Raw genomic sequence first — 24,556 nt, forward strand, 5'->3', positions numbered from 1 at the left:
AAACTTTTAAAACAATCGGTTTTTTTATGCTATCCATAAATTAAGGTAAAAAAAGGTATAAAGCCGGTGTATGCTGATTTGACCGAGCTACAAAACAAAAAGGGTGTGCTATATTGCAGGAGTTGTATTTTTAGTTTGAAGTCCTTTTTTATGCGCAAATCCATTTATGTCCTGTTAGTTGCTGTCACACTGGTGTGCAGTAATCTGGCTTTGGCTCAAACCTTAACACCAATTAAAGTACAGATTAATTGGCACCATCAATTCCAATTTGCGGGCTTTTATGCGGCTATCCAACAAGGTTATTACCGCGATGTGGGACTGGATGTCGAAATCTCCAAATGGCAACCAGGTATCAAAGTCATAGATGAAGTGGTAAGCCAGCGCGCTCAGTTTGGCGTGGGCTACAGTTCGGTAATCGCCAATTACGCCAAAGGCATGCCGATTAAGTTGGTGATGACGGCTTTTCAGTATTCGCCAATGGTGTTATTGAGCCATTCACCTATTGGGTCTTTAAAAGAGTTTTCTGGTAAAAGCGTGATGCATGATGAGAATCTGCAAATCATGAGTTTATTGGATAAAGCGCGTAATCAAACCACAGAACCTTTCATTCAAGTGCCGCCAACAGGGAATCTGCAGGATTTTATCGATAACAAAGTCGATTTATACGGTGCCTATTTGACCAATGAACCCCCGCGTTTGGATCGTATGGGAGTTGATTACCATATCGTAGACCCTAAAGCATTCGGTATTCAAAGCTATGGTGATTTTATTTTCACTTCGGAGCAGGTCGCGCAATCTAAACCGGAAATGGTTGAAGACTTTAAAGACGCAACTATTAAAGGTTGGCATTATGCATTAGAGCATCAGGCCGAAGTGGTGGATTACATTGTGCAGCATTACCCGGTAAGCAAAGATCGTCAGGCGTTACTTGATGAAGCTCTGCGTACTAAAGATGTGGTGAAGTACGGCGATTTACCGGTTGGTTCTTTCTATAAAGAAAAGTTAATCAATACCGCTTTAGAGGCGAAACTAGCCGGATTGATGACAGACTATGAATTTCAGAATCTGAACATAGACAATTTTATTTATAAGCGTGATGCCGTTTTATTTACAAAAGATGAGCTTGAATTCATTGCCAAAAACCCGGTAATCAAACTGGCTAATGATATTGATTGGGAACCGTTTGAGTATATCGATGAACAGGGAGCCTACAAAGGGATTGCTGCAGACTTTTTTGCCTTGATTTCCCAGCGCACGGGTTTACAGATCGAGTATGTTACCGATAAGACTTGGGCGCAGGTGGTTAATATGGCGAAACAAGGAGAGTTGGATGCTTATTCTTGTGCGGTCAGTACCCCGGGGCGCCGTGAGTACATGGCGTTTACCGAAGCGTATCTGAAGTTTCCGATGGTGATTGCCTCAACTATGCAATTAGGCTTTGTTAACGATTATAAGGTGCTAATGGATCGCAAGGTGGCGGTGGTCAAAGGATATTGGTCGGATGAATATTTGAGTATCCGTTACCCGGGCATGGAACTTGTCCGTTTTGATAGCCTTAAAGATGCCTTGATCGCCTTGAGCAATGGTGAGGTGGATGTCTATTCTGGTAATTTGGCCAGTATTGTCTATGCTGTGAAAAAGTACGGTCTCACCAATATCCATGTAGTTGGTCAGCTCGAGGAAACTTTTGATTTGGCTATTGGCGTCAACCACTCGAAGCCTGAGTTGTTTTCAATTATGCAAAAGGCACTGGCTTCGATTTCGAACGAACAACGTCAAGCCATTTATAACCACTGGCTTGGGCTTAGAGTGGTTAAGGAAGTCGATTATAGTGAAATGTTTAAATTAGTCGCACCGCTGGTGTTGATTATCGTTTTATTAATGGCATTTTTGGCTTTACTGATTTATCACCGAGGCAAAAAGCACGAATATCTGCAAACGGTTTATGAGTTGTCGCTTGCAAGCATTATCAGTCCGAAAGATTTCCGTATCAAATGGTTAAGCCAAAGCTATAGGGAGTTGGCCGGAATTACAGACAAAACGGATAAAGTCGAATGTTTTTTATATGATTTTGAGCGTATCGAATTAAACGATTTGATGCAGATCCGGCAGCAATTATTAAAAGGTGAAACCGTTTGCCGGGAATTAACGGCCCGCAGTTTGAGCGGTAACTCCTATACGGTAGAAGCGCGCTTTTCAGCATTGAAAGACTGGCGTAACCGCCTTCAAGCGATTTTGGTGACACGTCACGATATTACCGACAAAAAGAAAATTCAGTCATTGGCGATTACTGATGAATTAACCGGTTTATTTAATCGCCGTCATTTCAATGAAATGCTTCAACAACAGGTGGAACACTGCCGAGCTCAAGGCTGTAACTTGTGTGCGGCCATGCTCGATATCGATTATTTCAAGCAGGTCAATGATAACTACGGTCACCTGACAGGTGATGAGGTGTTGGCAAAAATCGCCAAAGTGATTGATGTGAATTTCAGCCGCGCCAATGATATGGTTTTTCGTGTCGGCGGCGAAGAGTTCTTTATTCTTTCGACAGATTGCAATATTGCCCATTTTGAAAAATACGCGGCACAATTGGTCAACGGTATTGAAGCGCTGTCGATTAAAAATCACACTGCGCCGAATAAGGCGGTGACCGTTTCAATGGGTATCAAGTGCTATCATGCCGATGACCTGGCGAATGCCGAAGAAATCTACACCAGTACCGATAAGTTGCTTTATCAAGCCAAGCAGCAAGGCCGGAATCAAGCCGTTATCTTCTCTAGAAAATAGTTCGGTTTGCCGACTGGACGGGTTTAGCGATTATCTGTTAAACCGCAGTCAGGATGACCGGCAAGGTGTTTATTCTTTGGGTCAATCAGATAACCGGACATGGCCGAGCGGCCAATTAATGCCGGGTATTTGAAATGTCCACGGTCGACCAGGTTGAGGCGAATCTCATTAAGTCTGTTGCCAATACAGAGGTTGGCAACAATCACAGGGCGTTGTTGGCGGTTGCCGTCTTTCATTTTAATGCTGGTTTTTTTCAGTAGCGGTGTTTCATAGCTAATGCCTTGGATGGTTTTGAAGCGTACCCAGGTTTGCTGATCTTTTTCTATGTATTCAATCTCGGTGGCATGTAAAGAGGAGTTGTCGGCACCGCTGTCTATTTTTGCTTGAACAACCTGCTCTCCTGTGGGTGAAATTTTTATCGCTTCAATCCAGCCAATAACGGTATGATGTTGTTCGGTGCTAGAAGCACTTGCAGGGGCTAATGGAAGAGCCAATAGAAGGGTCAATAGCAGTGCAGAAAATCTCATGGCGACAACCTCGTTTACAATTGGAAACACGACAATATCAATATGTTATCGGCTTGGTGCTATTATCAATTGTTCTGGTTCTGTTACGCAATCAATTTTTACCGGCTAATTCGCACGCGGCATTAGGTTTGAGTCAACTTCAGCTCAGCTTCGAACTTTCCGGTGGACAGAAAGGTGTGACCGATGTGCGCTTGTCGGTACCGATTTCCAGTAGCAACCACCGTGTGGTTTCACAGACTATGAATTATGCCGGTTGGCGCATCAAACATCGCAATTATAAAGAGATTGCTGAGCGCGGTATCCGTCTGCAGCTTAATAGCGATGCTGCGAAAGCCTTGATCAGTTTTGAGTATGTGATTGATTCCACTGAGGCAAAAAATGTTATTGCCAGACCGCTTACCCTTGAACAGCGTCAGCGTTATTTGCATATCTCTGCGGCACAGAAGCGTAGCCTGAATATTGTGCAAGAGCCTTCACAAAGCATTCAAACTCAGCAACAGTTAAACGACTTTTTAGAGCAACACAGCGGTTTATGGCGTAGTGCCGCCTATGATACCGATTTAGGGCTTTACGGCTGTGAGCAGGATTATCGCATTCAGCAACGTTTATTGCTGCAATTAAGGGCACGAAACTTACCCAGTCGTTTTGTTTGCGGTTTGGCGATTGAAGAGGGGCATGCGCAGCGTAGGGGAGTGATTGAAAGCTATATTGATGAGCATTGGGCAGTCGTTCAGGTGATTAATATCAACCCACAGAATTTTATCCCGTTTTATCGTGGCGAAGGCGGTTTCTTTAAAGTAGAGGGGCCAGGCAAGATTACCTTTAAGTCGAGTGTTAAGATGCTGAATAAGACTTCTGCTGAATACGATTGGCAGCGATTGCTGGATTTAAAACAGCTGCCGGTGTCGACCCAACAGCTGCTAGAGGTCATTTTGATTCTGCCTTTAGCGGTCTTGATCATCGCCTATTTAAGATTGGTCTGGCAGGTACCCATGCTGGGCAGTTTGACTCCGGCGTTACTGGGAATGGCATTGGCATTCAATGAAATCTGGTTGTCATTGATACTGTTGGTGGCCGTTCTCGGACCATTATTTTGGATTAGGCATCTGAGTCATTCGAGCAATAAAATCGTGACCCACGGCATGACCTTAACCTTTATCACTCTGTTGCTTATCGTGATGTTGGTCTTATTGGATTTCTACGCCGTGCTCGATTCGCCCAGCGATATTATCCTGCCAACGGTTTTGCTGGTGCTGTTTATTGATAAATACTATCAAAGTTATAATAAACAGGGGGCTAAACAGGCGAATTGGCAGATGTTCTATACCTTGGGCTTTGCATTTAGTATAGTGCCCATTGTGCAATACACCAGCTTGGGGTTTTGGCTTTTGAGTTATCCTGAGCTTCACCTGATCACCTTGGCTTTGTTGATAATGCTTTGGCAGCAGCCTGTGACTCCAACCCTAAACGATAATAAAATCGCAGATAAAGCGGACAGCTAACATATATGAATCTATTTTCCCACAAACATCTGAAAACAACCCTGGCGCTGTGCGTTCTGAGTTATCTACCGAACCTTGCTCAGGCTTTTAGCGAGCCTTGCCAATTGGTGGCGCAGATGGTGGGCAGCAAAACCTATCAGGTTATGCCGTTACGTCTGGCATCTATGGCCTCACCAGCACAAATCAACCGTGATTGGCAATTACAACCGGTGGAAAACCATGGCGCTTGGTATATTTACCAAACGCCGACTCCATGGATGACTAAGGAACAGTGTGCACCTTTAACTAAAAATGTGGGTGCCAATGTCATTGAGTTTGTGCCGGTGCTGATGAACAAGACGAGTGGGCATCATGCGGTAATCAGCGGTAATTTCATTATTAAGGTCTATCAATACAGAGATCTGGCGAAGGTGATTAAACAGTATAATTTTTTGCAGTTAAGCCCGTTGCCTAATCCACAGTCGGTGATTGTCGATGTTAAGCCGCAAAGCTCTTATGATCGTTTGATTGAAACCCTGGATAAGGATCGAGATGTCGATTTGGCTTTACCGATTCTGATCGAGCCGTAACAAGACTGGCAAATAAAGCCTGATTGGAGCCTTGAAATAGTTCGAGGGGGGGCTCCAAAAGACTTAAAACTCTAGAGCACTGAATAGGTTTTAACGCTGACGGTATTCAACGTCGCTTTGTTCGACCATCTTATAGATATCGATCTGTTTCGGGTTGCCGAGCGCTTTTAAGCCACTATTGATTGCTTTTTCCAAGTTGCCCGGATAGAACTCTTCCAATGTCAGGCCGATAATCGGCTCGGCGATCTGCTCGCCTTTTGAGTTATAAACCATGGTAGTCGGCGCAACTTTAACTCCTTGGGACGGTGCAAGCGTTTTCATTTCAATATTATTTCCGTGAAAGTCTTTCATCATCCAGTGAGGGCGATCCATAATCACCTGCATAAACTCGGCATATTCTTCGATATTGGTGGTTTGCAATAGCGGATGGAGAATGTTTTCTTCGAGTTTTTTGCAATAATTACACCAAGTGGCGGTATAAAAAATCACAACCGGTACATTGTGCTTTTTGGCTGTTGCCGCGGTTTTTTGCAAATCAACGGCTAAGGGCAAAATCTCCCCGGCTTTGGCGCCATGAATACTGACCATAGCGAGAACACTTGCCATCACGGCCTGTAAGAAAAATTTTTGCATAGAATAAGCCCTCTTATCGGCATCGTTGCCTAGCTGTTAATAGTATCGCTTTTGGTGTGTGTTAGGTAAACATCGGCTACCGGATTCCTTGATAAAGAATTTCACCTTGTGTAGTTTCTTATAGGAGGTATCTAATGATGTTTTATAACGGCTGCCGCACTGCCAATTGCCATCGCGTAACAGTGCAATGCGTTGACTGCCATAGCTTTCTGGATGATCCAGATATAAATACACGGCATTACCGTTTAGGTTGTATTGCAAATAAAAGGTTTCGGTCTGTGAATAACGGTTCTTGGCATCTTGTAACGGCAGTTCAATCGGTTTAATTTCGCCTAGGGCGATATCGTAGGTTTCCGGCATGATCTGCTTTAAAGTCTTGCCACGCACATAGTCGCCACCGAGAATATTGACCATCAGTACATTGCCGTTTACCGGGTTGTCATAAAGTTTTTGTAAACGTTGCTTTTCGGCAATCTCTTTTTGCAGTTGCAGTTCGCGCTCACGGGCATTGGCCTTGATACGCGCCAGACGCTGTTCTTCATCATACTGCTGTTGTTTGAGCAGCAAAGCTTTACGCTCATCCGGTGTTAGAGATTTCCACTGTTCTTCACTCATATTAAGTGGATAGCCACTGGCACAGGCCGACAGCAGCGCGATCAGAACAGCGGTAAGAGAAAATTTAAGCAATCGATTCATGCGACAACCTCACGATTATTTTTTGATTAAGAACAGCCCGCCAGCGATAAATAATCCCATTTGTATCCATTCCTGATATTGACTCTGTATCGGTAGCAACAAACCGAATAAAATCAAGACAAACCCCCACGCCCTTTGGCGTTGTTGGCGGTTTTGTTGAGCTATCTGCCGCTCCAGCTTGGCAACCTGTTCCGATTGCACATTAAGTCCCTGATGCGCCAGTTTGTCCAGGCTATTGAACAATAGTCCGGGAATTTCCGGAGCTTGTTCCATCCAGAAAGGCAGGTTGGCTTTCACTTTTTTGACCAAGCCTTTTGGCCCGACACGTTCTTGCATCCAGTCTTCAAGGAATGGTTTTGCAGTATCCCATAGATCCAGTTCGTCATCTAGCTGGCGGCCTAAACCTTCAATATTTAGCAAGGTTTTCTGCAGTAATACCAGTTGCGGCTGCACTTCCATGCCGAAGCGGCGTGCGGTCTGAAACAGGCGCATTAGCACCAAGCCAAACGAGATTTCCTTAAGCGGGCGATCCCAGATGGGTTCACAGACCGATCGGATAGCCGATTCCAATTCATTGACTCGGGTATCTTTAGGCACCCATTCGGATTCGATATGCAGCTCGGAAACGCGCAGGTAATCGCGATTAAAGAATGCCAGAAAGTTTTCCGCCAGATAACGTTGATCCTGCGGTGTCAGGGTTCCCATAATACCGAAGTCAATCGCGGCATAGCGGCCATCCGGCAAGACAAAGATGTTGCCCGGGTGCATATCGGCATGGAAGAAGTTATGTTTGAATACCTGAGTAAAGAAGATAATCACGCCTTTCGCACTCAGGTCGGTCAAATCAATCCCGGCTTCAATCAGCTTTTCGGTTTCGCTAATGCGAATACCGTGAATGCGCTCCATGGTCATCACGCTTTCCGAAGTGTGGCTCCAATAAATATCCGGTACATAGAGCAGGTCGGAATTCTCGAAGTTACGCTTCAATTGAGCGGCATTGGCCGCTTCACGAATCATGTCGAGTTCATCAAGTATGGTTTTTTCGAATTCGGCAACGACTTCGACCGGGTGCAGACGTTTGGCAATTTTCACCGCCGCTTCCAGCAGTTTGGCAAGGCTAAACAGAATCGCGACATCCTGTTCGATAACCGGTTTGATGTCAGGACGAACCACCTTGACCACCACTTCGGTGCCATTATGTAAGGTGGCTTCATGGACCTGGGCAATCGACGCGGAAGCGATCGGCACCGGATTCAAGGTTGCAAAAGCCTGGTCAACAGACTGTTTCAGGCCTTGTTCGATAATTTGGATAGAGTGTTTTTCATCAAACGGCGGGCAGTCGTCCTGAAGTTTTGCCAGCTCCAAGGAGATGTCGTGCGGCAATAGGTCTTTACGGGTCGATAAAGCTTGACCGAATTTGATAAAGATTGGCCCGAGTTCTTCCAAGGCGAGACGAATACGAACACCGCGTTCCTGTTGTGAACAGCTACGCCAGTTCCACGGCAACAGCAGGTTGAACCAGAGTAACCATGCATATTTGCTATCGGCTAACACCAGTTTATCGAGCTGATAGAAGTGTAATACACGATTGATTTTAACTAGGCGTAAAAGTTGGCGAATGGATTTCATAGTCAGTTATCTTAATTACCCTTCTGAGCGGGTTGATGGTGAATGGTTAGTCTGGGTATGCAGATGCTGTTGCAGCTTTAAAATGCGTTGTTCTATGCCATTAACGGCGTCTTCGGTCTGTTTGATTTGCTGAAAAAAATCACCGACTTGGTGCTTTGCAGGCAGCGCATTGATTTCAAAGAGGAGATACTCTTTGATGGTATCTTTGATTTGCGTGCGGCTGTTTTGAGCGATTTCTTTAGCCGATTGAAAACCACTGCGCAAAAAGTTGCCCACCTTAAAAGCGACCAAGTCACCGCTGTATTGCGATAGCCACTCTTCCAGATCAATCTCGACATTGTTCATGGCTTGATTGAACTGCGTCAGTAAGGCAAGGTGTTCTGCATTGTCAACCATGTCGTGATGTAATTTGCCGTCAAATCCTTGGGTTTCGCCGCTCAAGCTGCTTAGCGCCAGGTTTAGCCACTGATGCAACGGAGCAAAAACAATCAGATCCGCATTGCCGTTCAAGGTTTGCTGAAACGCCAATTGGCAGTTAGCGTCATTTGCACCCTTGCAGTTTACCAGCATGAAAAACGCTTGTTTGAAAGGTGGGATATGCAACTCAATGGCTTTGCCGTTTAGTTTGGCAAACCCGCAGGCATTATCGCCATCAACCGCGAAAGCTTGCGCAAAAGCCAGTTCTAAAGCCTGACAAAAGCTGGTTTCGATCAAACCAAGATCATCTTTGTTTGTGGTTTGCTGTGAATCGGCTTGCATAAGTCTGAGGTTATCCTTCAAGTATTAAGCGCTTAGTATTTCCAACCACGATGTAAAGCGACAATGCCTTCATTCATATTCAGATAGTCGGCCTTGTCGAACCCGGCATCAAGCATCATCTGTTTTAGGGTTTCCTGATCAGGATGCATGCGAATCGATTCGGCCAGATACTGATAGCTGGCCTCATCATCCGCAATGAATTTGCCCATTTTCGGCAGGATATTAAAAGAATAGAAGTCATAGAGTTTCGCCAGTGCAGGCTGAGTGACTTTGGAAAACTCCAGCACCAATAGTTGTCCACCCGGTTTCAATACGCGATAAAGTTCTTGCAGAGCCTTGTCTTTATTGGTGACATTACGCAAACCGAAGGCGATGGTGGCGATATCAAAGCTGTTATCCGGAAACGCCAGAGCTTCGGCATTGGTGATGGTGTAATCGACATTGCCAGCAATACCGGCGTCAATCAAGCGTTCACGCCCGACACGTACCATGCTTTCATTAATATCGGCCAACACCACCTGACCGCTTTGCCCGACACGCTTGGCAAAGGCTTTAGTCAGATCACCGGTGCCGCCGGCGAGATCGAGCACTTTCTGGCCGCTACGAGCACCACTTAATTCAATGGTTTTGCGTTTCCAAAGACGGTGAATGCCCATCGACATCACATCATTCATAATGTCGTAGTTGCCGGCTACCGAATCAAAAACGCCTTTGACTTTTTTGACCTTCTCTTCTAGGGGGACTTCACTGAAACCAAAGTCGATGGTTTTTTTCTGTTCACTCATAAGTCTGTCCACTTCATTCAACGTTTTTCGGGCGCTGTTGTTGTTTGAGTTTTTCCAGTTCTGGATGGCTATGTCCGGCGCGCATAACCCGGCGCAGATAGTCCATCCAATAAGACTGTTTATTTTTGCCTAAATCATAGAGTCTTTGCCAGGTATAAATACCTGTGTCATGACCGTCATCAAAATGCAGTTTAATGGCATAGTTGCCAACAGGGCTAATATTGTCGATATTGACGTCCTGTTTATCCAATTGCAGGGTTTCCTGACCGGGGCCGTGTCCGGTCACCTCGGCCGACTGCGAATAGACGCGCAAGAACTCGCAGCTATACTGGAAAGTTTCACCGCTGTCAAAGCTGACTTCCAGTAGTCTGGATTTCTGCAATAGTTTGATGTCGGTCGGTTTGGCGCTCATTGTTCTTCCTTTGCCTTTCTAACGGAAGGATTATCGATCACAAAATATATTGTGACAGATCCTGATCTTTCGAGAGTTCACCAAGACGCTCGTCCACCATAGCCGCATTGACAACTACTTGCGCTCCCGGCATGGCCGGCGCTTCAAAAGAGACATCTTCCAGCAGGCGTTCCAAGACCGTGTGCAGACGGCGTGCGCCGATATTTTCAGTGGTCTCGTTGACATGGAAAGCGATTTCGGCCAGTCGTTGAATACCGTCTTCGGTAAAGCTTAACTGTACACCTTCGGTTTTCATTAAGGCGATTGCCTGAGTGGTCAACGCCGCTTTCGGTTCGGTGAGAATGCGGACAAAGTCTTCAACCTTAAGCGATTGCAGTTCGACTCGGATCGGCAGACGTCCTTGCAGTTCTGGAATCAGGTCCGAAGGCTTGGTCAAATGGAAGGCACCCGATGCAATAAACAAGATATGGTCGGTTTTGATCATGCCGTATTTGGTGGAAACGGTACAGCCTTCAATCAGGGGTAACAGGTCACGCTGAACGCCTTCACGGGAAACTTCACCGCCGCTGGATTCCTGGCGTTTTGCCACCTTGTCGATTTCATCGATAAAGACAATACCGTTTTGCTCAACGCTTTCGATGGCTTGAGCCTTAATATCGTCTTCATTGACCAGTAAAGCGGCCTCTTCATCGATAAGCGCTTTGATCGCCTTTTTAATGGGCAGTTTGCGTTTTTCTTTTTTGGAGCGGCCGAGCCCTTCGAACATGCCTTGCAGTTGTTGGGTCATCTCTTCCATTCCCGGTGCACCTAATATTTCTACATGAGCCGGGGCAGGGCTTAAATCAAGTTCGATCTCTTTATTGTCGAGGTCGCCTTCGCGTAATTTTTTGCGGAATTTCTGACGGGTTTCCGCCATATTGTCATAGCTGTCTTCCTCACGGCCGCGAGCCGGTGGTAATAGTATGTCAAGAATGCGCTCTTCGGCTTTGTCTTCGGCTTGACGTTGGACTTTTACCATCGCCATTTCACGTGTCATTTTGACCGCGCTTTCGGCAAGGTCTCGAATAATCGAGTCGACATCACGGCCGACATAACCCACCTCGGTGAATTTGGTCGCTTCGATTTTTAAAAACGGCGCATTCGCCAGTTTGGCGAGACGGCGGGCGATTTCTGTTTTACCGACACCGGTCGGGCCAATCATCAGAATGTTTTTCGGAGTGACTTCAGCGCGTAAATCATCTTCCAATTGGCTGCGACGCCAACGGTTACGCAGCGCAATGGCTACGGCGCGTTTGGCTTCGGCTTGACCAACGATATGGGAGTCTAGGCTGTGAACAATCTCTTTCGGTGTCATCATTTGAAAAACGTGTCCTTAATTTTTGTCTATCTGTCTTAAAATAGGTTTAATTCTCATGTCGCCATTATAAATGAAAAGCGCCGGCTTTGTGGTCTGTTGGATTGCGTCCTCGAGGTTTGCGTGATAAATTCAGCGACAGATAAATAAAACGTTGCCGTCAAATGTCGTGAAACGGCATTTTCAAGGCCATAGATCAGGTTATACAAGCATTTTTATGAGTTCTCAAAATACAACAGTCGCGCAAGGTCGATGTTTGCCATTTACCAAAATGCAGGGGTTGGGTAATGACTTTATGGTGGTCAACGCCATCGAGCAGCCATTTGATTACCCTTCAGCGACGATTCAGCGCTGGGCAGATCGCCATTTCGGGATCGGTTTTGATCAACTGCTGGTGGTTGAGCCGGCACAGCAGGACAGTGTCGATTTTCGTTATCGTATTTTCAATGCCGATGGCTCAGAGGTGCAACAATGTGGCAATGGTGCGCGTTGTTTTGCCCGCTTTGTTGTTGATAAAGGCCTGACCGAGAAAAAAGAGATCACTGTGGAAACCGCATCGGGCATCATTGTCTTGTATGTTGAAGATTCAGGTTGGGTGCGTGTCAATATGGGAACACCTAATTTTGCGCCTCAGAGCTTGCCGTTTGTGGCTGGAACTCAGGCCGAGCGCTATCTGCTTGATGTGGATGCAGAATCGGTTGAAATCGGTGCCGTGTCGATGGGTAATCCGCACGCCGTGTTATTGGTGGAGGATATTGCTAAGGCGCCTGTGGATAACTTGGGGAAAACTCTGGAAAGTCACAACGCTTTCCCGGAAAGAGTGAATGTCGGTTTTGCCGAGAAAATCGATAATAGCCATATACGTTTGCGAGTGTATGAGCGCGGTGCGGCCGAAACCCTTGCCTGCGGAACTGGAGCCTGTGCGGCGATGGTCGTGTTGCGTCTATGGCAATTGGTCGATGACCGGGTGACGGTAACTTTACCCGGCGGTGATCTGACCATTGAATGGAATGGCGATGTGGACTCCCCTGTGTGGATGACCGGGCCGGCAATTACCGTATTTGAAGGAGAGATAGAAGTATGAGCAATAGTGCGGTAACCGGGCCTTTAAGCAAAAGTTCCTTGTCAGCAGAGGAAGTGGCAAACTATCTGGCGAAGAATCCGACGTTTTTTCATGTTTTTCCGAGCCTGTTGGACAGTTTAAGTATTCCGCACCCTAAAAGTGGTCAGGCGGTTTCTTTATTGGAGCGTCAAGTATTTCAATTGCGTGAGCAGCGCGATACCTTAAAGGTCGAAGTGGATACCTTGATGGATATTGCCGGAGAAAACGGTCAGCTGTTTTTAAAGGTACAACGTTTTACCAAGGCATTGATGGCTGCGCAAACCGAGCAGGAAACGGTCGATGCGATCTATGACCAGATGTTGAATCTTTTTGCCGTTGATGCGGTGTCGATGGTGTCTTGGGATGTGCCGCAGAAAAGCTTACGTGGTTTGAGCCAGCTGGGGATTAGCCAGACCTGGACGGGAGCGATGAAATCCTCGCTTAAATTGCATGACCCGGTCTGCGGTCTATTGGAAAACGAATGGCAAAAGGGGCTGTTTCACAATGCCGAACCGATGCACTCCGTTTGCTTGTTACCGCTAGGCGATGAAGGCAGCAAGGATCTGCGTGTCTGGGGAGTCTTGGCTCTGGGCAGTAAAACCGATCGTTTCCACCCGGATTTGGGGACATATTTTTTAAAGATGATGTCAGAAATGATTAGCGCCCGGCTGAATCACCTGTTTATTCGGGCTGAACAATAGGTTGAATTAAAAAGCTGAGATATGTGGTGTAATGAGATCGAACAATTCGTTAAGCACTTGCAGGCCCAAGGCAAGTCGCCGCATACCTTGAAAAACTATCAGCGTGATTTACATGACTTTCTCGCTTTTTATCTGGCGGATGATTTGGATGCTACCGATGCCGACGAACAGCAACGTTTGGCCGAACAAATCAGCCAGTTTTCCGATTGGCGTTTGATCGATTCACAGGCCATTCAGGGCTTTCTCGCTTTTCGTATGCAGAATTCGATTGGCGCACGAACCTTGGCGCGTCAATTGTCGGCAATCCGAGCTTTCTATGATTATTTGGTGACAATCGGGCGTTTGCAGGTCAATCCGGCCAAAGCGGTGAAAACCCCAAAACAACCGCAACCTTTGCCAAAAAGTGTCGATATCGATTGGATGCAGCGACTTTTGGATCAACCTTTGGAAAGCTGGCAGGATGTGCGTGATCAAGCGATATTTGAATTGCTTTATTCCGCTGGCTTACGTGTTTCCGAGTGCGCTGATCTGGATGTTTCACCGGGCTTGGATGAAGTCTCCTCCGGTTGGGTGCGAGTATTGGGAAAAGGTAAGAAGGAACGTTTAGCTCCGGTTGGCTCCAAGGCGTTAGCGGCGATTCAAAACTGGTTGCAGATCCGTCATGACTATGCCGAGGAAGGTGAACAGGCGGTTTTTATCAATCAACGTGGTCATCGTATGCAGGTGCGTTCTATTCAAAGTCAGTTGGATAAACGAACCTTGAAAGCCGGTTTGCCAACCAAAATGTCACCTCACCGTTTGCGTCACGCCTGTGCCACTCACGTATTGGAATCAAGCGGTGACTTGCGGGCGGTACAAGAGATTCTCGGTCACGCCAATCTTTCCACCACCCAAATCTACACCAAGCTGGACTTGCAGCATTTGGCGCAGGTCTACGACAAGGCGCATCCGCGCGCTAAAAAGCATTAATTGCTTTCTTAATTAAATGCTGTTTTTTTGTAACCCAATGATTTAATTAAGATAAATTTAGTTTATATCTATCTATATAAGTGTTTTAACTTACTTGAATTAAGTGCCTGGTATAATTTACCCAGCCATAAGTAAATAGCGGTATTTTTTATGCGGGAACTTTATCAAACAAAAACGATTGGCGTTAATCGATGTCTGACAAAGCAGTGCGGGTTTACACTGTTGGAGCTGGCGATTGTCCTGTTTATTGTTGGCCTGCTTTATACCGGCATTATCAAAGCCGCCGCGATTTATGATAATGCTAAGGTGCACAGTGATTTACGCAAGCTTGAATCCATGCAAAGCGCATTTATGCTGTATAAGGATAAATATCATCAACTGCCTGGCGAGGACAGCAGTCACCCCGGTAGATTAAAGACGGTTTTATCAAGTGAAGCAGCTAATGAGGGTCTGTTTTACGAGCTCAAAGAAAGCAACTTTATTACTCAATCCGAATTGGAAGCCTCAATTGGTGATGATTTTAAAGCTACCTGGGGTGGCTCTAGCGGTGCCAATTATGGTTTGATTGCCGGCATGAATCAAATTTGTATCATTCAAATTGACACAGGCTTGGCATCAGTCATTGAAACAAAGTTGGATAACGGGGATCAATATAGTGGTGATTTTCGTTATACCGCCAATGGCTCTCAGCTTTGCATGCTGTTACGGTAAATAAATAAGTGACTCTGCTTTATCTCCCTACAGGCCTTTTCTGAACTCCTGCTTTCGCCATCAAAGCAAATACTAAAAGCTTTACTATCCAGCGCTAAATTGCTTTAGAATAGCCAATAATTGAAGATTGATAGATAAGGTTTAGTTTGTCTTTAAGCAAGTTAAGCCGGACGAAAAAGAAGGGAGTCTAATGTCTTTTCAGGGAACTACCATTTTATGTGCACGTCGCAACGGTCAGATGGTGATTGGCGGTGATGGTCAAGTCACTTTGGGTCATGTGGTCATGAAGGGCAATGCCCGCAAGGTACGTCAACTATACAGTGGTAAAGTGATTGCCGGTTTTGCCGGTGCGACGGCCGATGCTTTTACTTTGTTTGAGCGTTTTGAAGGGCGTTTGCAAACCCATAATGGTCAGCTGATGCGTGCTGCGGTGGAAATGGCGAAAGACTGGCGTACCGATCGTGCTTTACGTAAGCTGGAAGCGATGATGTTGGTAGCCGATAGCGAGAATATGCTGTTGATTTCCGGTACCGGTGATGTCATCGAACCGCAGGAAGATTTTATCGCGATCGGTTCAGGCGGTAACTATGCGCATGCAGCGGCACAGGCTTTAATGCAGAATACCGAACTATCGGCGCGTGAAGTCGTCGAGCGTGCTTTGAATATCGCCGCAGATCTTTGTATCTACACCAATCATAATTTAACCATTGAAGAGTTAACTAAGGAATAAGTATGGCGCAATCTGATAATAATGCTGTGCAAAAACCAGCGTGCAAACCTATTGAAGAGCAAGGGCTGATGGAAAGAACCTTTGAAGGGGTCTTGTGGAATAGCCGTTTTATTGTTTTGTTGGCGGTAGTAGCCAGCTTGATTATGGCGGTGGGGATCTTTTATGTCACAGCCGTTGAAGTCTATTTCACCATTTCTCATCTGGCTCATTATCATGAGCTGGCCGATGCAGAACGTGCCGAATTGAAGGCGTTGACAGTGGCTCACGTGGTTGGTGCGGTTGACGGCTTCCTATTGGGTACCGTGATGCTGATTTTCTCGCTGGGGCTGTATGAGCTGTTTATTTCGCGTATAGATGCTGCAGAAGGCAATAGCTCTTCAAGCCAGATTTTGATGATCAACTCTTTGGATGATTTGAAAGACAAATTGGCCAAGGTGATTTTAATGATTCTGATTGTTATGTTTTTTGAACAGGCGATCTTCTTAAAGCCTACCGGGCCGCTGGAGTTGCTCTATTACTCTTTGGCAATCATGTTGGTTGCCGGCGCTTTGTATTTGTCGCATAAGGCATACCATAAGTAATTCTGAGTTTTTTGGCTTAGTGTAGAACCTCGGATTGACTTGGTTGATCCGGGGTTTTTTATTGCCCGAAATAAAGTTCTAATTGACTCAAACCATATTAATCAAGATAAGGCTTTAAGGCATCTAAGGTGCGTTCTAAGGCTCCAGTTTGCTCAATAAAACATTGGTGCCCTTTGCTGGCAAGAGCTTGGGCTTCAGATTGATCGTTAAGTAACTCGTTAAGCTTTTCTGCAAGCCGTGTCGAGTTTTCCACGATTTGGATAGCGTCAGCGTCAATAAACGGGCTAAACATCGCTTTGAGATTCTGGTAGTGAGAACCCGATAGCACCGGTTTGTGTAAAGCCGCGGGTTCAAGAATATTGTGACCGCCAAACGGTACCATGCTACCGCCTATAAAAGCGATATTGGCAACACTGTACCACAGCATCATTTCGCCGACACTGTCAGCTAGATAAACTTGTGTTGCAGGCTTTAAGTGTTCATTGCGGCTTCGTTTTTGCCAGCTTAGACCGCTGTCGCTGATAATTTTGCCTACCTCGTCAAAACGGTCAGCATGGCGCGGTACCAATATTAATAAAGCATCCGGTTGTTGTTTCAGCAGTTGTTTGTGTGCCTCAAGCATTAACTGTTCTTCACTGGCTTTGGCATCGTTGCTTTCAGGCGAGGCATGAGTGCTTGCTGCAACCCAGATAGGGCGAGATACTGCTTGATTTTGTTGACGCCAAATTTGCGCTTTTGTATCAAGATCTGCATCTATGTTGAGGTCGAATTTCAGGTTGCCCAGAGTGCGAATTTTATGGCTATCAGCACCGAGTGCCATTAGATTTTCGGCATCGGTTTGTGTCTGTGCGGCAATAAACTCGGTTTGATTAAGGGCGTTTTCAATTAGTTTGCCCCCCCACTTCTGATAAGCTTTAAAAGATTTTTGTTTAAGGCGTGCGTTAATCAGTACCACCGGTATATGCAATTCATGACAGGCTTGATAAAGGTTTGGCCAGATTTCGGTCTCGACCATAATGACCAGTTTGGGTTTGAGCTGTTTTAAAAAACGTTTTACCGCAAATGGGTAATCGTAAGGCAGCATTTGATGCTGAACAGGCACTGGAGAAAAATTCAATGCCTGCAGTGCTCCTTGGGTGGAACCACTGGTTAGCGTCAAAGGTAAATGAGGATAATTGTGATGCAATTTTTCCAGTAGCGGGAAGATTGAGCGTGTTTCACCAACGGATACGGCATGAATCCAAATACCGTTTTGTTGGAAGTTACTCGGGTTGAACCCAAAGCGGCTTTTAAAGCAGTGTTCGATGGCTTGCCATTGTGGCTGATGTTGTTGTGCCTGATGTTTGCGGCAACGTTTCCATCCAGAGTAGGCTACCAGTGGCAGAGCCAGGTTCAATAGCAAGCGATAACTGAATAGGTTCATAATCGAGGGTGAGGATACTATTTATTCAAGTCGTAAATCTGAATTACGCCGACTACCTGAGAGTTGTCTTCAACCAGCAAAGAGGTGATTTTGAAGTCATTCATCAGTTCTTCGGCTTCGGTCAGCTTGGCTTCACTGTTAATCATTTTCGGTGATGCTTTCATCAGATCCTTGGCGGTTAATTGCATGAAGTTGGCCGCATCGGTTTCCATGTGACGGCGTAAATCCCCATCGGTGATAATGCCGGCACCATTGTCGACAATGCAAAGGCCTAAACGCCCCTCGGTCATTGAATGAATAACTTCTTTAATCGATGCGGTTGTCGAGATAAACGGTAGGTTATCTTTTTTCATTTCATGCTTGACGCGCGTCAATAACTTGCGACCTAAGCTACCGCCCGGGTGGAAGCGGGCAAACTGATGAGGTTGAAAATCGCGTGCCTGCATTAATGCAACCGCCAGTGCATCCCCCATGACCAAGGTTGCCGTAGTTGAAGAGGTTGGGGCTAACTGGTGCGGGCAAGCCTCTTGTGGAACGGCAATATTGAGGTGGTAGTGTGAGTTCATCGCCAGGGTCGATTCCGGGCGGCCAGTCATGGAAATGACAATATTGCCGTTGTCTTTTAAGAAAGGTAGCAGGCGAATCACTTCTTCGGTCTCACCCGAGTTGGAGAGTGCTAAAAATACATCTTTTGGTGAAACCATTCCCAAATCGCCATGAAAAGCTTCACCCGGGTGCATAAAGAAACATGGCGTGCCTGTACTGGCTAAGGTGGCCATAATCTTTTTACCGATTAGCCCCGATTTCCCCATGCCGCAAATGACCAGGCGGCCATCCGTGTTTAAAATCGACTCAACACTGCCGCTGAAATTGTCATCGAGCAGGTTTTTCAGATGCAAAATCGCATCCGCTTCAATATCAAATACCTGTTTGGCAATCGTTTGGTAATCTTGAGACATGTTTGTGTTTCCGTATACGCTTAAAATGTTTTCTCGGTTTGTTTAGAATTTATAACCAATGTGTAAATTATGAAAGTCCGCACCTGGGTTGGGTTGAGCAATACCGGCATTTGAGATATGCAGGTAACGGTAACCGACTTCGATACCGTTAAAATCCATGCCCAAACCTAAAATATTGCCGAATTGGAATTGGGTTGCCTTATCTTCACTGGCAACCGTCGTTTGGCTCATTAAGTGAGGACCGGTGCCCATTTCAATAAATGGGGTGTATTTCCAGTTTTTCAGTTCATAGTGAAACACTGGGGTAATGCCGATAATATAACCCGAATCTCCTTGATACGTGGCGCTGGCTTTTTCATCCCAGCTATGTAGGCTGGCTTCCAAGCGTCCCGCCAAACGCCAGTTCTCACCTTCATAAAGCGACTTGTTCCAATCGGCGCCAATGCCCAAACGCCAATGAGTGGCCGCTCCATCGACACCATTGTCGACACTGAATGTCAGTTTATCCGTATTCAAGTCCGGATCAGCTGAACAAGGCGCTTGGCCAATATAACAGGAATAAGCCAAGGTGCCGACCGCACCGAGAATGGTAATGGTCATTAGATCGTCACCGGCAATTGATGTTTGCTGAGCTTGGACGTTGGGTGTAGCGATACTCAAAACCGCAGCAAAAGCTAGCGCCGAAGTTTTGATTAAGGGGGTAAAAAAAGCTTTAAAACGCGGTTTCAAGTTATTCATAAAATTAAATCCTGTTAAACTGTACGCACATTCTATTCTATAAGTCCCTTGAGTACGAGTTGAGGCGGTTAATTTCTGGAAATTAATCATCGTTTTTGGCTCTGTTCGGATAAATGAGTAATTAAGGACAGTTATGCAAGATTTTGCTCAGGCAAAGATTTTGGTGGTCGGGGATGTGATGCTCGATCAATATTGGCAAGGAAAAGCGGGGAGAATCTCCCCTGAAGCACCGGTACCGGTCGTGAAAGTCGGCCATGAGGAGATGCGTGCCGGTGGCGCGGCCAATGTGGCGTTAAATGTCGCTGCTTTGGGCGCTCAGACCGGTTTATTGGGTGTGCTTGGTAAAAATTCCGATAATCAGCTCGATACTCACGGGTTGCAACTTGAACAATTGATGCATGAGGCTAATGTTAATACCGACTGGGCTCTGTCTGAAAGCGGCACTATTTGTAAATTGCGCGTATTAAGTCATCATCAGCAATTGATTCGTATGGATTTTGAAAATGAGGTGCCGAAAACGGCTGCGCAGCAATTGGTCGAATTGGTGGATAAACATCTGGAAAATTACGATGTATTGGTCATTTCGGACTATGCTAAAGGTGCTTTGCAGTTTGTCGAGCAGATCATCGCTTTAGCGGTTAAAGCCAATAAACCGGTATTGATTGATCCAAAAGGTAATGATTTTAAGCGCTATCGTAATGCGACTCTGATTAAACCGAATCAGTCTGAATTTGAGGCGATTGTCGGAGCCGCGCCTGATACGCAAACGGTTCTGGAAAAAGCCGAACAACTGGTTGCAGAACTCAACCTCAAGGCTTTATTGGTGACCAGAAGTGAACACGGTATGGCATTGGCAAACGCCGATGGCGAGCAATTTACCGTTCAGTCCAAAGCGCAGGAAGTATTTGATGTCACCGGTGCAGGTGATACCGTTATGGCCGCCTTGGCGACCGCTTTTGCCAGCGGCATGTCTTTGCAAGAATCGATGGCTATCGCCAATCATGCGGCAAGCATAGTGGTACGAAAAGTGGGCACTTCAACCGTTTCCAAAGCGGAGCTTGATGAAGCCTTAAAGGCCGATTCCCGTCATGAAGGTTATCAACCTTTAACCGAAGACGAACTTTTGCAGCTGGTGCAGTTGGCCCAAAAAAATGGCGAAAAGGTCGTCTTTACCAACGGTTGCTTTGATTTGTTGCATAGTGGTCATGTGCGTTACCTGAATGAAGCGGCACGTCAGGGTGATCGTTTAATTATTGGTGTTAACAGCGATGAATCGGTAAAAATCCTTAAGGGTGAAACCCGTCCTGTGGTGCCGTTAGAAAGCCGAATGGAGCTGCTTTCGGCGCTAAGTTGCGTCGACTGGGTAGTGGCTTTTAATGAAGAGACGCCGGAGCGCTTGATCTGTAAGTTGCAGCCAGATGTTCTCGTTAAAGGCGGAGACTATGAGCCGGAACAGATTGCCGGTGCGCAATGTGTTTGGGATAAAGGTGGCGAGGTTAAGGTGTTATCTTTTTGGAACGGTTATTCAACGACAAAACTGGTCGAGAAAATTCAGGCATAGATTCAGCTATAGACAATACCTGTCCAGCAGGTTTGTTATTCGGTAATAAAGATTATGAAAATCAACTTTTCGCACGCTCTAGAAGAGCATCAAAAAGCCATTCAATCTGTGTTGGCACAGCAATCCATTGTTGAGCAAACGGTGGCAGAGATTATTCAAGCGGTTGCAACTGGGAATAAGGTAATTTGGTTGGGCAATGGCGGCAGTGCCGCCGATGCACAGCATATGGCTGCCGAATTAATGGTGCGTTATGTCAAGGATCGTCAACCGATTGCATCGCTTGCCTTGACCACCGACAGCTCGATTTTAACCGCGCACAGTAATGATTATGAATTCGATACGGTATTTTCGCGTCAAATCGAGGGCATCGCAAAAGCTGGTGATGTCGTGATCGCCATGTCGACATCGGGTAATAGTGTGAATGTCGTCAAAGCCGTTGAAGCCGCCAAACAGTTGGGTTGTATTACGGTGGCTTTAACTGGCGCAAAAACCAGTGCGCTTTCGGCAATGGCGGATTACTGTTTGCAGATAAACTCTGTCGAAACGGCGCGTATTCAAGAGGCCCATAGCTTTTTCAGCCACCTGCTTTGTGAAGGCCTCGATTCAGTCTACTGATTTTGATTAGTAATAGCTTTTACTAGTCGATTGCTTCTGGTCAATCGATATTCGCTGCTGTTATAGTGTATTCAGTTGTTCGTAAAGTTGGCTGAACTCATTATCAATCAGAGGATGGTATGTATATACTTGCAGGAGACATTGGCGGAACCAAGGCATTTTTGCAATTGGTTTATCTCGATCACAGTGAAATAGACGAGTTCGAACAACCCAGTGCCCAGCAGCTTTATTTTCATTGTAAAACCCTTTGCCAACAACGTCTGCTTTGTGCAAATTTCCATTCGCTTGAAGCCTTGATCTTGCATTTTCTTAAATCCATCCAGGAATTTCCACAGGACCAGTCAGTTGATTTTGCTTGTTTGGCTCTGCCGGGGCCGGTAGACTCGGATAAGGTTGATTTGACTAACCTGCCTTGGCAAGTGGACAAATATAAGATGATGCACACCTGTCAGATTGAACATCTGAATTTTATTAATGACTTCTATGCCGCCGCTTTAGGTGTTCCTTTGGTGCACAGCGATGAAATTATTGAGCTGTATCACGGCAAAAGATTTGAAGATCTGGCCGATATCACTAACCCCGCATCCTATGGTAATCGTTTGGTAGTGGGAGCCGGAACCGGTTTGGGGGTGGCACCGATCGTTGTGGTGCGTAATCAGTTTATTCCGCAAGCCTCTGAGGGTGGTCATTTTGACTTTGCACCAATATCGCCCGTTCAACAGTTGATCTTGGACTGGTTATGGACGAAGTGGCCGCATGTCTCTTATGAGCGTCTGCTATCAGGTTCGGGGTTGCAGTGGCTATATCATTTTTTTAAAAATCATTCAGTATCAAATAGTTACTTGTTTTTTGATGAGTTGGAGAAATACGATTCTGATATTGAGAGTATTGAAAAACATCTAATGGGCGCGGCTTTTGCTAATCATCAAGTGAAAGCGCAACATATAGATATTGATGGCGGACCGAGCGCCGCGGAAATCAGTTTATTGGCTGAGCAGAATGACGAGGCGGCGCAGCAGGCCTTAATTGAGTTTGTCACCATTTATGCCGCTTTTATTGGCGCTTCGGCTCTGCTTTGGCGGGCTCCAGGTGGTGTTTTTATTGCCGGAGGTATTGCCGAGAAAATCCAATACTGGTTAAAGCAGCCTTATTTTCAGCAGGCGTTTTTACACAAAGGTCGGATGACGGAACTGTTGGAAAATACGCCGGTTTATCTGGTGGCCGATGAAGAGCTCGGATTAAAAGGGGCTTTACTCCACAATTTTTTATAACTAAACTTAACTGGCGTTTAAAAGATTTATCACACAGCTTATTCAAGTTTATCTTTTAGTTAGCGTCATAATCGATTCACATAATTATCACAATAACGACATTTTTATACGACCATAATAGCAGCATGACCCTGGAATATATCAGGGCTAATAGATATTTCGGGCTCTCCAAGGCAGAGTTTATCGCAACACACAAGCTGAAATAATCAACGTCGATTATCACTGTCCACTTCAACGAACATCGGTTCTCTCAATCTATAGGAAGGCTGAATGAAGTATTATTGTGAAACCAAAACTGCAAATGATCTGACACGAAAAACCTTGGCACTTGTGCTTGCCGGTGGTGAAGGCAGTCGTCTTAAAGATTTAACCAAATGGCGTGCCAAGCCGGCAGTGCCGTTTGGCGGTAAATATCGCATTATTGATTTTGTACTCTCTAATTGTGTCAATTCAGGTATCCGTAAAATCGGTGTTTTGACCCAATATAAAGCGCACTCATTGATTCGTCATATCCAACGTGCATGGAGTTTTATGCGTTATGAAGTCGGCGAGTTTGTTGAATTGCTCCCGGCACAACAGCGTATTGATAAACAGTGGTACAAAGGCACAGCCGATGCGCTCTATCAAAATCTGGATATCCTGCGCCGGCACACTCCCGAATATGTCATGGTGTTGGGCGGCGACCATATCTATTCGATGGATTACAGTAAAATGCTGTTACAGCACGCCAATTCCGGTGCCGATGTCACCATTGGCTGTATCGAGGTCTCTCTTAAGGAGGCGCGTGGTTTTGGTGTCATGTCGGTTGATGAGACCTTTAAAATCACCAAGTTCACCGAAAAGCCAGCCAATCCGGATTCGATTCCGAATAAGCCCGATAAGGCGATGGCCTCAATGGGAATCTATATTTTTTCCACCGAGTTTCTGTTTCAAAAACTGATTGAGGATAGTGATAACCCGGAGTCTTCACGTGATTTTGGCAAGGATATTATTCCATCGATTATCAAAGAGTGGAATGTGCAGGCGTTTCCATTTGTCGATCAAAACGGTAAGCCTGAATATTGGCGAGATGTGGGAACGATCGAATCTTATTGGCGCGCCAGTTTGGATCTTTGCAGTATTAAACCCGATCTCAATCTTTATAACCAGGATTGGCCGATCTGGACCTACCAGGCACAAATGCCGCCAGCCAAGTTCACTTTCGACGATGAAGGTCGTCGTGGTCAGGCGATTGACTCCTTAATTGCCGGTGGATGTATTATTTCCGGGGCGAAAATCAAACGCTCCATTGTCGGCAGCGGCTCGCGTATTCACAGTTATAGTCATATCAAAGACTCGGTCTTGCTGTCGCGAGTGGTAATTGGGCGTTCCTGTCGCATTCAAAATGCGGTGATTGATAAGGGGACAGAAATTCCTGCCGGAACGATTATCGGCGAAAATCGCGAAGACGATGAAAAACGGTTTTATGTCGAACCGGAATCCGGCATAGTTTTGGTGACGCCTGATATGTTTGGTCAATGGCTGCATCGTTTGCGTTAA

Annotated in this window: 24 protein-coding genes; 13 read left to right on the plus strand and 11 right to left on the minus strand. The window is 45.9% G+C overall.

Going from position 1 to position 24,556, the window contains the following annotated elements; translation table 11 throughout:
• Positions 1–150 precede the first annotated feature (150 nt).
• The gene (locus FE785_RS02115) at positions 151–2,790 is read left to right on the plus strand and encodes a diguanylate cyclase (protein ID WP_138563944.1); all 2,640 of its coding nucleotides are present in this window, start codon (positions 151–153) and stop codon (positions 2,788–2,790) included.
• Between the two features lie 23 nt (positions 2,791–2,813).
• Here the strand turns inward: FE785_RS02115 and FE785_RS02120 are convergent, their stop codons facing one another.
• Positions 2,814–3,317, minus strand: a complete 504-nt coding sequence (locus FE785_RS02120; RefSeq protein WP_138563946.1) for an ATP-dependent zinc protease family protein — start codon at positions 3,315–3,317, stop codon at positions 2,814–2,816.
• Between FE785_RS02120 and FE785_RS02125 the strand changes: the two genes are divergently transcribed.
• Both FE785_RS02125 and FE785_RS02130 read left to right on the plus strand, forming a co-directional pair.
• Positions 3,302–4,819, plus strand: a complete 1,518-nt coding sequence (locus FE785_RS02125; protein ID WP_168188891.1) for a 7TM domain-containing protein — start codon at positions 3,302–3,304, stop codon at positions 4,817–4,819. The genes FE785_RS02120 and FE785_RS02125 overlap by 16 nt on opposite strands.
• 5 nt (positions 4,820–4,824) lie before the next feature.
• Positions 4,825–5,388 carry a hypothetical protein gene (locus FE785_RS02130; protein WP_138563950.1) on the plus strand — a complete coding sequence of 188 codons (564 nt, stop codon included), beginning with the start codon at positions 4,825–4,827 and terminating at the stop codon, positions 5,386–5,388.
• Between the two features lie 90 nt (positions 5,389–5,478).
• On the opposite strand, the gene FE785_RS02135 is transcribed toward FE785_RS02130, so the two are convergent.
• From FE785_RS02135 to hslU, 7 genes are read right to left on the minus strand one after another with little or no spacing between them, the layout of a single operon-like run.
• Positions 5,479–6,021 (minus strand): thioredoxin fold domain-containing protein, encoded by a 543-nt coding sequence (locus FE785_RS02135; protein WP_138563952.1) that lies wholly within the window; start codon positions 6,019–6,021, stop codon positions 5,479–5,481.
• 36 nt (positions 6,022–6,057) lie between these two features.
• Positions 6,058–6,717, minus strand: coding sequence for a hypothetical protein (locus FE785_RS02140; protein ID WP_138563954.1), 660 nt, complete (start codon positions 6,715–6,717; stop codon positions 6,058–6,060).
• Between the two features lie 15 nt (positions 6,718–6,732).
• Positions 6,733–8,346, minus strand: a complete 1,614-nt coding sequence (ubiB, locus tag FE785_RS02145; RefSeq protein WP_138563956.1) for a ubiquinone biosynthesis regulatory protein kinase UbiB — start codon at positions 8,344–8,346, stop codon at positions 6,733–6,735.
• A 15-nt stretch (positions 8,347–8,361) separates the two neighbouring features.
• On the minus strand, positions 8,362–9,105 hold the full coding sequence (locus FE785_RS02150) for a ubiquinone biosynthesis accessory factor UbiJ (RefSeq protein ID WP_138563958.1): 744 nt from the start codon (positions 9,103–9,105) through the stop codon (positions 8,362–8,364).
• A gap of 32 nt (positions 9,106–9,137) precedes the next feature.
• Entirely contained in the window at positions 9,138–9,890 is a 753-nt protein-coding gene (gene ubiE / locus FE785_RS02155) for a bifunctional demethylmenaquinone methyltransferase/2-methoxy-6-polyprenyl-1,4-benzoquinol methylase UbiE (RefSeq protein ID WP_138563960.1), read from the minus strand.
• Positions 9,891–9,903: 13 nt separating this feature from the next.
• Entirely contained in the window at positions 9,904–10,302 is a 399-nt protein-coding gene (locus FE785_RS02160; protein WP_138563962.1) for a gamma-butyrobetaine hydroxylase family protein, read from the minus strand.
• A 37-nt stretch (positions 10,303–10,339) separates the two neighbouring features.
• Positions 10,340–11,659: an ATP-dependent protease ATPase subunit HslU gene (gene hslU / locus FE785_RS02165; RefSeq protein WP_138563964.1), complete on the minus strand. Its 1,320-nt coding sequence runs from the start codon at positions 11,657–11,659 to the stop codon at positions 10,340–10,342.
• Positions 11,660–11,873: 214 nt separating this feature from the next.
• Between hslU and dapF the strand changes: the two genes are divergently transcribed.
• The 6 genes from dapF (at position 11,874) to FE785_RS02195 (ending at position 16,450) form a co-directional block, all read left to right on the plus strand.
• On the plus strand, positions 11,874–12,740 hold the full coding sequence (dapF, locus tag FE785_RS02170) for a diaminopimelate epimerase (RefSeq protein WP_138563966.1): 867 nt from the start codon (positions 11,874–11,876) through the stop codon (positions 12,738–12,740).
• Positions 12,737–13,459: a DUF484 family protein gene (locus tag FE785_RS02175; RefSeq protein ID WP_138563968.1), complete on the plus strand. Its 723-nt coding sequence runs from the start codon at positions 12,737–12,739 to the stop codon at positions 13,457–13,459. Before dapF ends, FE785_RS02175 begins: the two co-directional genes overlap by 4 nt.
• 21 nt (positions 13,460–13,480) lie before the next feature.
• Complete coding sequence (locus tag FE785_RS02180) at positions 13,481–14,428, plus strand: tyrosine recombinase XerC (RefSeq protein WP_138563970.1); 948 nt, start codon at positions 13,481–13,483, stop codon at positions 14,426–14,428.
• Positions 14,429–14,578: 150 nt separating this feature from the next.
• Positions 14,579–15,139 (plus strand): type II secretion system protein, encoded by a 561-nt coding sequence (locus tag FE785_RS02185; RefSeq protein ID WP_138563972.1) that lies wholly within the window; start codon positions 14,579–14,581, stop codon positions 15,137–15,139.
• 190 nt (positions 15,140–15,329) lie between these two features.
• Positions 15,330–15,869: an ATP-dependent protease subunit HslV gene (gene hslV / locus FE785_RS02190; RefSeq protein WP_138563974.1), complete on the plus strand. Its 540-nt coding sequence runs from the start codon at positions 15,330–15,332 to the stop codon at positions 15,867–15,869.
• A 2-nt stretch (positions 15,870–15,871) separates the two neighbouring features.
• Positions 15,872–16,450 carry a YqhA family protein gene (locus FE785_RS02195; RefSeq protein WP_238696312.1) on the plus strand — a complete coding sequence of 193 codons (579 nt, stop codon included), beginning with the start codon at positions 15,872–15,874 and terminating at the stop codon, positions 16,448–16,450.
• A 97-nt stretch (positions 16,451–16,547) separates the two neighbouring features.
• Here FE785_RS02195 and waaA read toward each other — a convergent pair whose 3' ends face one another.
• Genes waaA through FE785_RS02210 form a run of 3 tightly spaced genes read right to left on the minus strand, consistent with a single transcriptional unit; the run spans position 16,548 to position 19,570 of the window.
• Positions 16,548–17,873 (minus strand): lipid IV(A) 3-deoxy-D-manno-octulosonic acid transferase, encoded by a 1,326-nt coding sequence (waaA, locus tag FE785_RS02200; RefSeq protein ID WP_138563976.1) that lies wholly within the window; start codon positions 17,871–17,873, stop codon positions 16,548–16,550.
• 17 nt (positions 17,874–17,890) lie between these two features.
• Positions 17,891–18,832 (minus strand): KpsF/GutQ family sugar-phosphate isomerase, encoded by a 942-nt coding sequence (locus FE785_RS02205; RefSeq protein WP_138563978.1) that lies wholly within the window; start codon positions 18,830–18,832, stop codon positions 17,891–17,893.
• A 42-nt stretch (positions 18,833–18,874) separates the two neighbouring features.
• Positions 18,875–19,570, minus strand: a complete 696-nt coding sequence (locus tag FE785_RS02210; protein WP_138563980.1) for an acyloxyacyl hydrolase — start codon at positions 19,568–19,570, stop codon at positions 18,875–18,877.
• 133 nt (positions 19,571–19,703) lie between these two features.
• Between FE785_RS02210 and hldE the strand changes: the two genes are divergently transcribed.
• The 4 genes from hldE to glgC all read left to right on the plus strand — a co-directional run bounded on the left by hldE (position 19,704) and on the right by glgC (position 24,556).
• Positions 19,704–21,131, plus strand: coding sequence for a bifunctional D-glycero-beta-D-manno-heptose-7-phosphate kinase/D-glycero-beta-D-manno-heptose 1-phosphate adenylyltransferase HldE (hldE, locus tag FE785_RS02215; protein WP_138563982.1), 1,428 nt, complete (start codon positions 19,704–19,706; stop codon positions 21,129–21,131).
• A 54-nt stretch (positions 21,132–21,185) separates the two neighbouring features.
• Positions 21,186–21,746 carry a D-sedoheptulose-7-phosphate isomerase gene (locus FE785_RS02220; RefSeq protein WP_138563984.1) on the plus strand — a complete coding sequence of 187 codons (561 nt, stop codon included), beginning with the start codon at positions 21,186–21,188 and terminating at the stop codon, positions 21,744–21,746.
• Positions 21,747–21,865: 119 nt separating this feature from the next.
• The gene (locus tag FE785_RS02225; protein WP_138563986.1) at positions 21,866–23,017 is read left to right on the plus strand and encodes a glucokinase; all 1,152 of its coding nucleotides are present in this window, start codon (positions 21,866–21,868) and stop codon (positions 23,015–23,017) included.
• A gap of 270 nt (positions 23,018–23,287) precedes the next feature.
• The gene (gene glgC, locus FE785_RS02230) at positions 23,288–24,556 is read left to right on the plus strand and encodes a glucose-1-phosphate adenylyltransferase (RefSeq protein ID WP_138563988.1); all 1,269 of its coding nucleotides are present in this window, start codon (positions 23,288–23,290) and stop codon (positions 24,554–24,556) included.

It is taken from the genome of Thiomicrorhabdus sediminis (assembly GCF_005885815.1).
Taxonomy (GTDB): domain Bacteria; phylum Pseudomonadota; class Gammaproteobacteria; order Thiomicrospirales; family Thiomicrospiraceae; genus Thiomicrorhabdus; species Thiomicrorhabdus sediminis.

Excerpts from the sequence above, each read along its gene's own strand:
- FE785_RS02135 (WP_138563952.1), bottom strand. The coding sequence starts at position 6,021 with ATGCAAAAATTTTTCTTACAGGCCGTGATGGCAAGTGTTCTCGCTATG.
- hslV (WP_138563974.1), top strand. The coding sequence starts at position 15,330 with ATGTCTTTTCAGGGAACTACCATTTTATGTGCACGTCGCAACGGTCAG.
- FE785_RS02205 (WP_138563978.1), bottom strand. The coding sequence starts at position 18,832 with ATGTCTCAAGATTACCAAACGATTGCCAAACAGGTATTTGATATTGAA.
- dapF (WP_138563966.1), top strand. The coding sequence starts at position 11,874 with ATGAGTTCTCAAAATACAACAGTCGCGCAAGGTCGATGTTTGCCATTT.
- FE785_RS02195 (WP_238696312.1), top strand. The coding sequence starts at position 15,872 with ATGGCGCAATCTGATAATAATGCTGTGCAAAAACCAGCGTGCAAACCT.
- FE785_RS02130 (WP_138563950.1), top strand. The coding sequence starts at position 4,825 with ATGAATCTATTTTCCCACAAACATCTGAAAACAACCCTGGCGCTGTGC.
- ubiE (WP_138563960.1), bottom strand. The coding sequence starts at position 9,890 with ATGAGTGAACAGAAAAAAACCATCGACTTTGGTTTCAGTGAAGTCCCC.
- hldE (WP_138563982.1), top strand. The coding sequence starts at position 19,704 with ATGCAAGATTTTGCTCAGGCAAAGATTTTGGTGGTCGGGGATGTGATG.
- FE785_RS02225 (WP_138563986.1), top strand. The coding sequence starts at position 21,866 with ATGTATATACTTGCAGGAGACATTGGCGGAACCAAGGCATTTTTGCAA.
- FE785_RS02220 (WP_138563984.1), top strand. The coding sequence starts at position 21,186 with ATGAAAATCAACTTTTCGCACGCTCTAGAAGAGCATCAAAAAGCCATT.
- FE785_RS02185 (WP_138563972.1), top strand. The coding sequence starts at position 14,579 with ATGCGGGAACTTTATCAAACAAAAACGATTGGCGTTAATCGATGTCTG.
- hslU (WP_138563964.1), bottom strand. The coding sequence starts at position 11,659 with ATGATGACACCGAAAGAGATTGTTCACAGCCTAGACTCCCATATCGTT.
- ubiB (WP_138563956.1), bottom strand. The coding sequence starts at position 8,346 with ATGAAATCCATTCGCCAACTTTTACGCCTAGTTAAAATCAATCGTGTA.
- FE785_RS02140 (WP_138563954.1), bottom strand. The coding sequence starts at position 6,717 with ATGAATCGATTGCTTAAATTTTCTCTTACCGCTGTTCTGATCGCGCTG.
- FE785_RS02175 (WP_138563968.1), top strand. The coding sequence starts at position 12,737 with ATGAGCAATAGTGCGGTAACCGGGCCTTTAAGCAAAAGTTCCTTGTCA.
- FE785_RS02180 (WP_138563970.1), top strand. The coding sequence starts at position 13,481 with ATGTGGTGTAATGAGATCGAACAATTCGTTAAGCACTTGCAGGCCCAA.
- FE785_RS02115 (WP_138563944.1), top strand. The coding sequence starts at position 151 with ATGCGCAAATCCATTTATGTCCTGTTAGTTGCTGTCACACTGGTGTGC.
- FE785_RS02120 (WP_138563946.1), bottom strand. The coding sequence starts at position 3,317 with ATGAGATTTTCTGCACTGCTATTGACCCTTCTATTGGCTCTTCCATTA.
- FE785_RS02160 (WP_138563962.1), bottom strand. The coding sequence starts at position 10,302 with ATGAGCGCCAAACCGACCGACATCAAACTATTGCAGAAATCCAGACTA.
- FE785_RS02210 (WP_138563980.1), bottom strand. The coding sequence starts at position 19,570 with ATGAATAACTTGAAACCGCGTTTTAAAGCTTTTTTTACCCCCTTAATC.
- glgC (WP_138563988.1), top strand. The coding sequence starts at position 23,288 with ATGAAGTATTATTGTGAAACCAAAACTGCAAATGATCTGACACGAAAA.
- FE785_RS02150 (WP_138563958.1), bottom strand. The coding sequence starts at position 9,105 with ATGCAAGCCGATTCACAGCAAACCACAAACAAAGATGATCTTGGTTTG.
- waaA (WP_138563976.1), bottom strand. The coding sequence starts at position 17,873 with ATGAACCTATTCAGTTATCGCTTGCTATTGAACCTGGCTCTGCCACTG.